General features: G+C 66.9%; 10 protein-coding genes and 1 pseudogene. 8 read left to right on the top strand and 3 right to left on the bottom strand.

The annotated features are described in order from the left end of the window. Positions 1–673, bottom strand: a 673-nt coding sequence (locus AC08OT_RS13705; protein WP_476594008.1) for a sulfotransferase family protein, incomplete at its 3' end; no start/stop codon positions are given. A 445-nt stretch (positions 674–1,118) separates the two neighbouring features. Between AC08OT_RS13705 and AC08OT_RS13700 the strand changes: the two are divergent. From AC08OT_RS13700 to AC08OT_RS13670, 7 genes and pseudogenes are all read left to right on the top strand, one after another. Further along, positions 1,119–1,274: pseudogene (locus tag AC08OT_RS13700) on the top strand (transposase); the annotation flags it as partial. Positions 1,275–1,578: 304 nt separating this feature from the next. Then, the gene (locus AC08OT_RS13695; protein ID WP_476602879.1) at positions 1,579–3,069 is read left to right on the top strand and encodes a DHA2 family efflux MFS transporter permease subunit; all 1,491 of its coding nucleotides are present in this window, start codon (positions 1,579–1,581) and stop codon (positions 3,067–3,069) included. 493 nt (positions 3,070–3,562) lie between these two features. Beyond that, the gene (locus AC08OT_RS13690) at positions 3,563–3,805 is read left to right on the top strand and encodes a cupin domain-containing protein (protein ID WP_476594010.1); all 243 of its coding nucleotides are present in this window, start codon (positions 3,563–3,565) and stop codon (positions 3,803–3,805) included. A gap of 79 nt (positions 3,806–3,884) precedes the next feature. Next, positions 3,885–4,619 (top strand): SDR family oxidoreductase, encoded by a 735-nt coding sequence (locus tag AC08OT_RS13685; protein WP_476594011.1) that lies wholly within the window; start codon positions 3,885–3,887, stop codon positions 4,617–4,619. A 66-nt stretch (positions 4,620–4,685) separates the two neighbouring features. Then, a complete protein-coding gene (locus AC08OT_RS13680; RefSeq protein WP_476602878.1) occupies positions 4,686–5,279 on the top strand; it encodes a helix-turn-helix domain-containing protein in 594 nt (197 codons plus the stop codon). A 217-nt stretch (positions 5,280–5,496) separates the two neighbouring features. Continuing rightward, positions 5,497–7,212 carry an aa3-type cytochrome oxidase subunit I gene (ctaD, locus tag AC08OT_RS13675; RefSeq protein WP_462187685.1) on the top strand — a complete coding sequence of 572 codons (1,716 nt, stop codon included), beginning with the start codon at positions 5,497–5,499 and terminating at the stop codon, positions 7,210–7,212. 282 nt (positions 7,213–7,494) lie between these two features. Further along, positions 7,495–8,328: a GntR family transcriptional regulator gene (locus tag AC08OT_RS13670; protein WP_476602877.1), complete on the top strand. Its 834-nt coding sequence runs from the start codon at positions 7,495–7,497 to the stop codon at positions 8,326–8,328. Here the strand turns inward: AC08OT_RS13670 and AC08OT_RS13665 are convergent. Together AC08OT_RS13665 and AC08OT_RS13660 are read right to left on the bottom strand one after the other, a co-directional pair. Continuing rightward, on the bottom strand, positions 8,312–9,310 hold the full coding sequence (locus AC08OT_RS13665; RefSeq protein WP_476597755.1) for a (Fe-S)-binding protein: 999 nt from the start codon (positions 9,308–9,310) through the stop codon (positions 8,312–8,314). The genes AC08OT_RS13670 and AC08OT_RS13665 overlap by 17 nt on opposite strands. A gap of 18 nt (positions 9,311–9,328) precedes the next feature. Further along, positions 9,329–11,008, bottom strand: coding sequence for an FAD-binding oxidoreductase (locus AC08OT_RS13660; RefSeq protein ID WP_476597753.1), 1,680 nt, complete (start codon positions 11,006–11,008; stop codon positions 9,329–9,331). Positions 11,009–11,463: 455 nt separating this feature from the next. Between AC08OT_RS13660 and AC08OT_RS13655 the strand changes: the two genes are divergently transcribed. Further along, positions 11,464–11,709 (top strand): putative quinol monooxygenase (locus AC08OT_RS13655; protein WP_476602876.1); only part of this gene is annotated, 246 nt, incomplete at its 3' end.

Below are 11,709 nucleotides of genomic sequence, written 5' to 3'. Positions count from 1 at the left end.
GGCATTTGAGCACCCAGCGGCGCTCGGGATCGCGCAGCCCGATCAGCTGCAGATTGCGCCGGTTCCGCTGGTACGCGCCAGTCCAATCCTGGTCTGCGATCCACGCGGAGTAGGTCGGCAGGTGCCCGGTATATTCAAGAAGGCTCGAGAGCATTGATTGGCGGATCAATCGCCAACACTCCTCGACCGCATCGGCGATACGATTGTGAATGCCCAGATAGCCAGGATGTTGCGCGACGAAGCCGGCGATATCCTGCTGGGTCTGCCGGAAGACCGGGTTGGTCGGCCAGGTCGAGACCGGCGGCCGGGGCTGGGGAGCGTAGGTCAGCCACAGTTCGACGCCCTGGTTGGCCGGGTCGGCGGCGAGCAGCCGGTGCAGGGTGGTCGTGCCGGTGCGCGGCATGCCGACGATGAACACCGGTCGCTCGATCGGTACCTGGGCATGCTCGGGGTATTCGCGCCACCCGGCCTCACTGAAAAGGCGGGAAACCAGGATTCCGCACAGATTGTCGCGGACCATCCGGACGCCGTCCGCAGTCAGGGCGGTCTCCTGCTCGTAGGAGGCAAGGACGACCTCCAGCCCCTCGAGGTAGTCCGGCGGGCCAAAGTCGGAAAGCCCGGTGAGATCGGAGGCCTCGGCGTGTAGTTCCTCGATTGTGCAGATCTTGTCCACTGAACAGGCTCCTGTAATTCATGGGGCAGCGTTATTGAACTGTCGCAAGGAGGGGCTCGTCTCGCCGCAAAGCTCGGTCGAGCCCGTTGGGTGGCTTCTCCGACGCAGGTCGCGCACATGGCGGGCCTACCGGCGGATGGAGTACGTCCAAGCCGTCCGAGGACGGTTCGGCGAAGGCAGCGGAGAACTCGCTGCGGCAGAGGTCGGGTCTAGGGTCGGGACGTCCGTCAACAGAATAGACCAACTGAGCGTGCGAGCGGCATGGCGATAAGCTCATCCAATCGAAGCCGATGCTCGTGACATCGATAAAGTGAGTGCCCGCCGCCCAGGGTATTGGGGCTCTTCGCGGTTCGCCGGACGGCGTATTTGGCCGCTGACCTTCTATGATGCCTGGTGGTGGCTGGTGTAGCCGTGGGTCGGGGTAGAAAACGAGGCCGCCGCCCGCGAGGCGCTGCCACCCGCGGCGCTGGCCGTCGGCCCGTTCCACGTCGTCCATCTGGCCAACAGGGCCGTCAGCGACGTCCGCCGCCGCGTCACCTACGCCCGCCCCACCCGGCCACTCCCAGTCACCACCAACCCAGCAGCAACCGTAATCGGCTAACTACAGATTCCGGCCAACCGCGAGGAGTCAGTATTGTTATGAGAATGTCACGTAGGTCGTCAGGGAGAGGGCCGGCGGCGGTGTGGGCGCGGTCGGTCAGATCGTGGCCCTGCGGGTGGTCGGGAGAGCCAACCGCCAATGGAGTCGCCTATGAGGCGCTCTCACCTCGCCTACTTTGGATTCGGAATGAAATAACTTGTTCACTTCGGGGTCCTCGCGAGCCCGTGACCTGCGAAGACTCATATTGGCTTGCATTAATTACTTCATTACGAATTCTTTGCGTCCTACAACGATCGGAACGCTGATGGCGTCGATGCCGCCCGAGCTGGGCAAGGGCCGGCGGCACGTGGTGCTGGTGATCTGCTGCTCGAGCCTGTTCATTGTCGCGCTGGACGCGACGATCCTCAACGTCGCCCTGCCGTCGATCAGGAACGACCTCCATGCCGCCGACTCCGGGCTGCAGTGGACGATTGACGCCTACGGCCTGGTGCTGGCAAGCCTGCTGCTCTTCTCCGGCTCGATGGGCGACCGGTTCGGGCGCAGGCGCGTGTTCCAGACCGGGCTGACGCTGTTCTCCTTCGGGTCGCTGCTATGTAGCCTGGCACCTGGGCTTGGCTGGTTGATCGCGTTCCGGATGATCCAGGCGGTCGGCGGGTCGATGCTCAACCCGGTCGCACTGGCGATCATCACCAACACCTTCACCGAGCCCCGGGAGCGGGCGCGCGCGATCGGCATGTGGGGCGGGGTGATCGGCCTGAGCATGGCACTGGGACCGGTTCTCGGCGGCCTGCTGGTCGACACGGTCGGCTGGCGGTCGATCTTCTGGATCAACGTGCCGATCGGCATCGTCGCGATGGTGCTCACCGGCCGGTACGTGCCCGAGTCGAGGGCGCCGCGGGCCCGGCGGTTCGACCCGGCGGGCCAGGCGCTCGTCGCCGTCACCCTCGGCACCCTCGCTTACGCAATCATCGAGGCGCCGGCCGCCGGCTGGGCGGCCCCCCGGACGATCGTCATGTTCATCGTCGCCGCCCTTGCCCTGACCGGGCTCGTCGTGTGCGAGACGCGGCGCCAGGACGCCCTGCTGGATGTGCGGTTCTTCCGCAGCGCTCCGTTTGCCGGTGCCACCGTCATCGCGCTCTGCGCCTTCGCGGCGTTAGGCGGCTTCCTCTTCCTGAACACGCTCTATCTGCAGGTCGTGCGCGGCTACTCGGCACTGCACGCCGGCCTGCTGACGCTACCGATGGCGGCCCTCGCGGCGGTGACGCCGCCGATTTCCGGCCGGCTCGTGGCCAGCCACGGGCCGCGGCCGTCGTTGATCACCGCTGGGATGGCGTTGCAGGCCAGCGGCGTCCTGCTATCCCTCCTGGGGACGCAGACCAGCCTGGCGCCGGTCATCTGCGCCTACGTACTCTTCGGCGTCGGGTTTGGGATGGTCAACGCACCGACCACGAATATCGCGGTGTCCGGGATGCCGGTCGCCCAAGCCGGCGTCGCGGCAGCGGTCTCCGGTACCAGCCGGCAGATCGGCATGGCGCTCGGCGTCGCGATCTTCGGCTCGGTAGCCGCGCATCACGTTGCGGGCCGTCCTGGCGTGACGACCATCGACCCGACCAGCGCGCCCGCCTGGTGGATCATGGTTAGCTGTGAGCTCGCCATCGCCGTGCTTGGCGTGCTCACCACCGGCCGGTGGGCGCGCGGCACGGCGGCCCGCACCGCGGTGCTCTTCACCCCCCAGCCAGCGCTGCCGGAGGCCGAGGCGGTCGCGAGTGTCTCCGGCGGAGCGGGGCCGCCCTGACCGAGCGCGGTCCCAGCGGGGGGACGCGCGCAGGTGCGCGCGGGCACGCGACCAGCAAAGGCCAAACCACAGGTCAATCGGCTCTGTTGCATGCGGCCAAGGCGGGACCTGCATGCTGGTACTTGGGCATGATCAGGTGATGGTTCGAGGTGCGGTCGCTCCGCCGCTGCCGGTGTCGGAGTTCGCGAGGTTCCGGTTCCCTCCCGGGGTGATCGTGCTGGCGGTCCGCCCGGAGATCGGTGTCGGCGCCTTGACTCGATGCGGCTGATCTTCTGCTGGCCTCGGTCATGGCGTCAGCGGTCTCTTCCTGAGCCTTGGCGTGCGACCGGTCAGGTCTGGGAAATCACCTGGTACCCCTCCGCACCGGCACACCGGACCGGCCTTCGGCTATGGATTCGGAATAAAATAACTTGTTCACTTCGGGGTCCTCGCGAGCCCGTGACCTGCGAAGACGCATATTGGCTTGCATTAATTACTTCATTACGAATTCTATGTGCTGGACGACGAGATGGTGTTCGAGCTCGAAGGTGAGCCGGCGCGTGTCGTCCGGGCCGGCGATCCGTTCTGGGAGCCGGGTGGCGACGTCATCCACTACCAGGACGGCAACAACCGCGACGACATCCCCGTGCGCTTCACCGTCACCATGCTCTGCGAACCGGGCAAACCGATGCTTTCGCTCGTGGACGAGGAGGAGCTCGTCCGGCGTAAGAACCGCCGAGCCTCGCGCACAAACTGACCGTGAGCTCAGCTAGACCGCCCCCGTCGTACCCACATACTCGGACATTTCACCTCCGCGAAACCGGAAGGCCAAGAAGATGAAGATCGCTGTCATCGGTGGAACCGGGCTCATCGGATCGAAGGTGGTCCGGATCCTGAACGCGAGCGGGCACGAGGCAGTGCCGCACTCGCCGTCCACCGGCGTGGACCTGCTGCGCGGGCAGGGCCTGCCCGAGGCGATGGAGGGGGCCGATGTCGTCGTCAACCTGACGAACTCGCCGACCTTCGACGACGCCTCGCCCGCGTTCTTCCAGACGACCATGGACAACCTGCTCACAGCCGCCAAGGCCGCCGGCGTCAGCCACGCCGTCATCCTCTCGATCGTGGGCGCCGACCAGGTGCCGGGCCTGGTCTACTATCGCGCCAAGGTGCTGCAGGAGAACATCCTCAAGGCCGGCCCCGTGCCGTACTCGATCGTCCGCGCCACGCAGTTCTTCGAGTTCATCGACGCGGCGCTGTCTTGGACCACCGACGAGAACACCGTCCGCCTGCCCGCCACGCGCGTCCAACCCATCGCCGCGGTCGACGTCGCCCAGGCCGTGGCCGACGTCAGCGTGGGCACCCCGCTGCAGGGCACCCGCAACGTCGCCGGCCCCGAGATCTTCGCGCTCGACGAACTGGGCAAGATCACCCTCGCCGCCCACGGTGACCATCGCACCGTCGTCACCGACAACAGCGCCGGCATATTCGCCGCCGCCTCGGGCGGCGCCCTCATCGCCAAGGACGGCGCCGCCATCGCCAGGACCACCTACCGGGGGTGGCTCGCGCGCTGACTCGGCCAGGGTCCGCGCGACATCCGTCGCGCGGACCCCGTCGGGAATCCTCGTAGATTCAATGATGTGCCCGATCTCGACGGCGTCCTGGCGGCGGTGGGCCCGCGGCTACGCGCGCTGCGCCACCGGCACGGGGTGACGCTGCCACAGCTGTCCCAGGCCACCGGGATCTCGGTCAGCACCTTGTCCCGCCTGGAGTCCGGCCAGCGCCGGCTCACCCTGGAACTGCTGCTGCCGCTGGCACGCCCCCACCAGGTGCCGCTGGACGAGCTGGTCGGCACGCCAACCGCCGACCCGCGCATCCACCCCCGCCCGATCGAACGCAACGGCATGACGCTCATCCCGCTCACCCGCCGACCCGGCGAGCTGCAGGCCTACAAAATGACCATCCCGGCGCACTGGCCCGCCCGCGAACCGCAACGGCAGGCCCACGAGGGCTACGAATGGTTCTACGTCCTGTCCGGACGGCTGCGCCTGCAGCTCGGCGAGCACGACATCGTTCCCACCCCCGGCGAGGTCGCGGAGTTCGACACCCACGTCCCCCACGCCTTCAGCAACCCCACCCCGCGGCCCGCCGAAGCCCTCAGCCTGTTCGGCCCCCAGGGCGAACGCCTGCACGTCCGCGCCCACCCGGCAACAACAAGTGAGAGCAGCCGGTAGCAAGGGAAGGGAAGGGACGCCAGCGGTAAGAAAGCCCCACCGAAAGACCCGCGAGAACGGCCAACGAATAATGGTGGGCCTGCCTGGCGCAGGACGTTCTGCGCCCGGTTCGGGTGCCGGAGTTCCTCCGAATGTGGGACGTCAGGCCGTGCCGCGGCAACCGGTGCGCGGATAACGTGACTAGCGCCGGCAGCGGCAACACCATCGGGAGCGGAATGTGACACTTGTGCACGATAGACCGGCCGGGCACACGGGCCCGCCGGCGGGCGAGCTCCCGCCCGGGGTTGTGAAAACCCTGGCGCAGTACCTGCGGACGACGTCGCACAAGGACATCGCGCTGCTGTACTTCATGACCTCGCTGGTATTCTTCGCGTTCGCTGGAATCCTGGCGATGCTCATCCGGGCCGAGCTCACCCAGCCGGGTCTGCAGTACCTGTCGAACGAGCAGTACAATCAGGTTTTCACGATGCACGGCACGCTGATGCTGCTGATGTTCGCGACGCCGATCGCGTTTGCGTTCGCGAACTACCTGATCCCGCTGCAGATCGGCTCGCCTGACGTGGCCTTTCCACGGCTGAACGCGTTGTCGTTCTGGCTGTTCCTGTTCGGCAGCCTGACGGTCACCGCGGGCTTCCTTACGCCGAACGGCGCCGCCTCCTTCGGCTGGTTCGCCTATACGCCGCTGTCGAACGCCGCCTACTCGCCGGGCGTCGGCAGTGACCTGTGGGTGCTGGGTCTGACCGTCTCCGGTCTGGGTACCATCCTGGGCGCGGTCAACTTCATCACGACGATCCTTTGCCTGCGGGCGCCCGGCATGACGATGTTCCGGCTGCCGATCTTCTGCTGGAACCTGCTGGTGACCTCGATCCTGGTGCTGGTCGCCTTCCCGGTGCTCGCGGCCGCGCTACTCGCCCTGGAGTTCGACCGCCGGTTCGGCGCGCACATCTTCGACCCGGGTAACGGCGGCGCCGTCCTCTGGCAACACCTGTTCTGGTTCTTCGGGCATCCCGAGGTGTACATCATCGCCCTGCCCTTCTTCGGGATCATCACGGAGATCATCCCGGTGTTCTCCCGAAAGCCGTTGTTCGGCTACAAGGGACTGGTCTACGCGACCATCGGCATCGGGGCGCTGGCGATCGCTGTGTGGGCGCATCACATGTACGTCACCGGCGCGGCGCTGCTGCCGTTCTTCGCTTTCCTGACGTTCCTGATCGCGGTGCCCACCGGGGTCAAGTTCTTCAACTGGATCGGCACGATGTGGCGCGGACAGCTCACCTTCGAGGCGCCGATGTTGTTCGCCGTCGGCTTCCTGGTGACGTTCCTGTTCGGTGGTCTGACCGGTGTTCTGCTGGCCAGCCCGCCGATCGACTTCCACGTCTCGGACAGCTACTTCGTCGTCGGCCACTTCCACTACGTCGTCGCCGGCCTGTTGTTCGCCGGCTTCGGCGGGGTGTACTTTTGGTTCCCGAAGGTCACCGGCCGGATGTTGAACGAGCGGCTCGCGAAGGTGCACTTCTGGACGATGTTCTTCGGCTTCCACCTGACCTTCCTGGTGGATCACTGGCTCGGTGTCAAGGGCCTGCCGCGCAGATACGCCGACTACGGCCCGGACGACGGCTTCACCACGCTGAACACCATCGCCACCGCTGGCAGCTCCCTGCTTGCGCTGTCGACCCTGCCGCTGCTGTACAATCTGTGGTGGTCGTACCGGAAGGGTCGGGTCGTGACAGTGGACGACCCGTGGGGCTTCGGCAACTCGCTGGAATGGGCGACGTCCTGCCCACCGCCGCGGCACAACTTCACCTCGCTGCCGCGGATCCGCTCCGAGCGGCCCGCCTTCGACCTGCACTACCCGCAGGCGGCCGGCGCGGTCGACTACCATGCCACCCCCGAGTTCACCCCGACCCGCGACACCCCGGAGCTGAATACCTGAGAACGCGGCTCACGTTGGCGGCTGAACCGGAACCGCCCCGGGCTGTTGAGAGCCCGGGGCGGTTCAGCCCTGACAGGCCCGGCCCTCATGGGTGGGTGCGGTTCACGGCGCTGCTGGCCGATGCGGCCCGCCGTGAGGTGCGCCCACCGAGGTCGAGACCGCGCTTGCCGACCGGTCGGGCGATCGGCGTCCTGGGCGGGATGGGCGAGTCTGGGTGGGATGGGCGAGACCGCGCGGGGCTACGACTGACGGTTGTAATCTCGGCTAGCTCGTGTTGATTCCATGAGGGTCACCAACCCGCCTGACTCGCATGTACTGGAAGGTGACTGGGTGATGCGCCGCCCTGTACAGCCGGTATCGTTCATAGATGCGGTGGTCAAAAATCTTCGCGCCGAGCTGTTCAGCGGCAATATCGACAGCAACCAGGCGCTGACCGAAGTAGGCGTCGCCACCCAGTACGATATCGCTCGCCCGACCGCGAAGGCGGCAATCGAGAAGCTGATCGCGGCCGGTCTCCTTGTCCGCGGCAGTCACAAGGTCGCCCGGGTCCCCGAGCTCGGCCCGGACGACGTTCGCGACATCTACAACACGCGCTACTGCCTCGAGCGCGAGCCACTCCGGCTGCTCGCCGCGGCCCGCCGCGTTCCCGCGCAGGCCCGGATGGCCAATGATGAGATCAAGTCGGTGATCAACGGCCCTCAGATCGCGATCGTCGAGCCCGACATGCGGTTTCACCTCAGCCTCGTCGACTCGATGTCCAGTCCCCGCATCAGCGGCATGTACCACAAACTCGCCGGTGAAGTCCGGCTGTGCATGTCGCAGGTACAGGGCCGGGCGCTGCTGAGCGCGGAATCGATCTACGGCGAGCACGCTCGCTTGCTGGAGATGATCGTGACCGGCGATCAGGACGCAGCAACGGTCTTACTCCACAAACACCTCTCCCGCGCGCGAGAGACTCGCGGGCGCTTTCGGCGCCGAACCGGGCCCGGAGGCGGGCTTCGAGTACGAAGCCGCGACGGCGCGCGGGTGACACGTTCGCTCGGACCGCGCATCCATCAAGGTCACGGGAAGTCGTCGACCGGCGTTCTCCAACACGTTCTCAGCCGGCACCGCTAGGATGGGCAGAATCACGGATCGGGCGAGTCGCGTACTCCAGCGTCTCAACAATGTGGACGTATTCGCGCCCCGTTGCGCGTGACATTCCGACCTCGCAGGTCCGGTTGGCCGACGCATGCACCTCGAAGGTGCGGGAGTTGACCTCACGTGCCTCGTTCAACGTCGCCGCCGCAGTCAGCTCGGGATGCAGGAGCCCGCGATCACCGGCGAACGCGCAGCAATTCCAGTCCAGCGGCACGACCACCTCGTCGCTGACCAGCTCGGCGAGTTCCCTGAGTAAAGTCGTGGTGCCCCGCCGCTCGGTCGAGCACGTAGGGTGCAGTACCAGGGACGCCACCCGGCGGGTCACCGAGAGGCGGCCCACGACCTCGGCGCGCACGAATTCGAGCGCGTCCACGAAACGAAGTGCCTCGTAGCCGCCGCCAAGCCGCTCCGCCTCGGCGCGAAGCTCCTCCAGACCTTCTGTGCACGACGCCGTGTCGCACACGACCGGCAGGCGGCCGCCGTCGGTCGCTGCGAGCAGCGCCGGCAGGACCTTGGCCCCGATGACCTCGTGGCCACCCCTGAGACCCTTCGACTTCCACGGCATACCGCAACACATCGACGCAATGCCCTTGGGCACCCGTATCGCTACTCCGGCACGCGCGCACAGCGTCAGCATCGCGGGCATGACCCCGCCGCTGGACGACGACGAGCCGAACATGGCACCGACGCACACACGGCGCACGCCTCTGCGGCAGCCACGACCGCCCGGCGCCGGTACCCCCCCGCGGGGCAGCGAGGCGTCATACTGGGGCATCCTGTCGGTGCCCAACGTTCTGCGGGCCAGGGAGGTCGCGGCTGTCGGCAACGCCGGCGGCAGTGCGGCGGCGGCAGAAAGCGCCTTCCCAGCCAGTGCGGTGGTCGCCCCCCAGTGGCGGGCCGCCGAGCGCCACAGCGCGTCCTCGCCCTTGTTCACCCTCTCGGCGCGCAGCTCTCGCACGAGTGATCCGGTGTTGATCTACACAGGGCAAGCGGTCTGGCACATACCGTCGACCGCGCAGGTGTCGACCGCGTCATAGCGGTAGGCCGCGGACAGCTCGTCGGCGAGCCCCTCGTCTCCCTCCCGCCGCGCGGCCTCACGCTCCCGCAGCAGGGCGATCCGCTGCCGAGGAGTCAGGGTCAGCGCCCGGCTCGGGCAGACCGGTTCGCAGTACCCGCACTCCACGCACATGTCCGCGCCGTAGCCGACCGTCGGCACATCCTTGAGATTGCGCAGATAGGAGCGAGGATCATCGGACAGCACGACCCCCGGGTTGAGGATTCCCGGCGGGTCGAACAGCCGCTTCACCTCCGTCATGACGTCATACAGTTCATCGCCGTACTGGCGACGGATATACCCCGCCATGATCCGGCCGGTGCCGTGCTCCGCCTTGAGCGTCCCCTTGTGCTCGAGCACCAGCTCGACCATTTCCTCGGTGAACGCGTGGTAGCGTTCCAACCGCGCGGGATCCTGGAAGGTCTCAGTGAGCATGAAATGGATATTGCCGTCCTTGGCATGGCCGAAGATGACACTGTTCTGATAGCCGTGCGCGTCGAACAGCTTCGTGAGTTCCTGGCACGCTACCCGCAGGTGCGGCACCGGAACCGCCACATCCTCCAGCAACGCCGTGGTCCCCGCCTGGCGCGCTCCCGCGACGGCCGTATAGAGACCCTTACGCACATGCCACAGGTCCTTTCGGCGCCGCGGGTCCGAGGTCAGCTCCAGGGGCGACTCGGTCTCGAGCCCATCGCACACGCCGCCGGCCCCGGACACCTTGTCGGCAAGCTCCTCGGTGGTCGCTGCCTGCAGCTCCACCAGGAGCGCAACCTGGTCACGCACTTCCAGCGAGCCGATCTCAGCCGGTGTCGCGCCGAGGGTCTGCGCAACGGCAAGGGACCGAGCGTCCATCAGTTCGATCGTCGCGAACCCCACGTCGACCAGCTCGGGCAGCGCGGCGGTCGCGGTGGCGAGGTCACGAAACACCGCCAAGCCCGTCGAGGCGTGGGGAAAGAGCTCCACCGTCCGGAACGTGGCCGAGGCGACGAACCCGAGCGTGCCTTCGCTACCGATCATCAGATGGGCCAGGATCTCGACGGGACGCTCGTAGTCGAGAAACGAGTTGAGACCGTAGCCCATCGTGTTCTTCATTAAAAACTGCCGACGCAGCGTCGCCACGGACGCCGGGTTGCGGCAGATCCGCTCACGGAGCCGCAGCAAGCCCTCATACAGATCGGGTTCCAGCGCGCGCAGCCGTTCATCCGCGTCCGGCGCACCGGTGTCAATCACGGATCCGCTGGATAGCACCACGGTCATCGCCTCGAGCGTCTGGTAGGCGTTCTGCCCGGTACCGCAGGCCATTCCGCTGGAATTGTTGGCAATGACTCCACCCAGGGTGCAGGCGACCTCACTCGCGGGGTCGGGACCGAGCTTCCGCCCGTACGGACGCAGCCGCGCGTTCGCGGCACGGACGGTCACGCCAGGCTCGGCGCGCAGACGGTCACCACCGTCGAGCACCTCGGCCGACTGAAAACCGGGTCGCACGTCGACCAGGATCCCATCGGTGACGCCCTGGCCGCTGAGGCTCGTCCCGCCCGAGCGGAACGTCAGGTACGAACCACTTCGCCGGCATCTCGCAAACAGCGCCGCCACATCGCCCACGCCGGCAACACGTTCCACTGCGGAAGGCACCAGGGATAATGCGACGCATCCCGCGCCATCGCGTAGCGCAGGACCGGACGGCCTGCCACGGCCGGCCCCTGGCCATGCCCGCCGCGGCTCCCCGCTACCTCCGCTACCTCCGCGCCAGTGGGACGCCCTTCAAGACTCATCGCCCGTCCTCTCCAGACAAGGAAAGTCTGACAAGTATACATTCGCACACCCCGCGGCGCGTCACCTCGGCTGCCCTACGATGTCCCTGCCACCCAGCGTCACTGCCACCCAGGGCATCGAACCCTGATCACGAGCCCGTGGCGGCTGTGACTGCTACGACCATGGGCGAGGTGCCGAGCGTGGGGGCCACCCGTCGCCGACGGTGTGAAAACAGTCGTTGGAGCTCGGTACCCCAGGCGGCCTGTCGCCCACAGCAAGAGCCATGAGCTCGGAAAGGGTTTATAATGATCTTTATCACCGCCAAGTTCCGGATCAAGCCGGAGCACGCCGACCAGTGGCCGGAGATCTCACGGGCGTTCACCGAGGCGACCCGCGCTGAGCCGGGCTGCAAATGGTTCGACTGGTCCCGCAACATTGAGAGCCCGACCGAGTACGTACTGGTCGAGGCATTCCAGGATGGCGACGCCGGAGCCGCGCACGTCCAGTCCGACCACTTCAAGGCCGCCCGGCAGACACTGCCGAAGTACCTC

This window comes from Frankia sp. CgJB1 (genome assembly GCF_977947065.1).
The sequence above is the reverse complement of the archived record's forward strand: the minus strand, read 5'-3'. Positions and strand labels throughout refer to the sequence as shown.

Excerpts from the sequence above, each read along its gene's own strand:
- AC08OT_RS13685 (WP_476594011.1), top strand. The coding sequence starts at position 3,885 with ATGAAGATCGCTGTCATCGGTGGAACCGGGCTCATCGGATCGAAGGTG.
- AC08OT_RS13670 (WP_476602877.1), top strand. The coding sequence starts at position 7,495 with ATGAGGGTCACCAACCCGCCTGACTCGCATGTACTGGAAGGTGACTGG.
- AC08OT_RS13695 (WP_476602879.1), top strand. The coding sequence starts at position 1,579 with ATGGCGTCGATGCCGCCCGAGCTGGGCAAGGGCCGGCGGCACGTGGTG.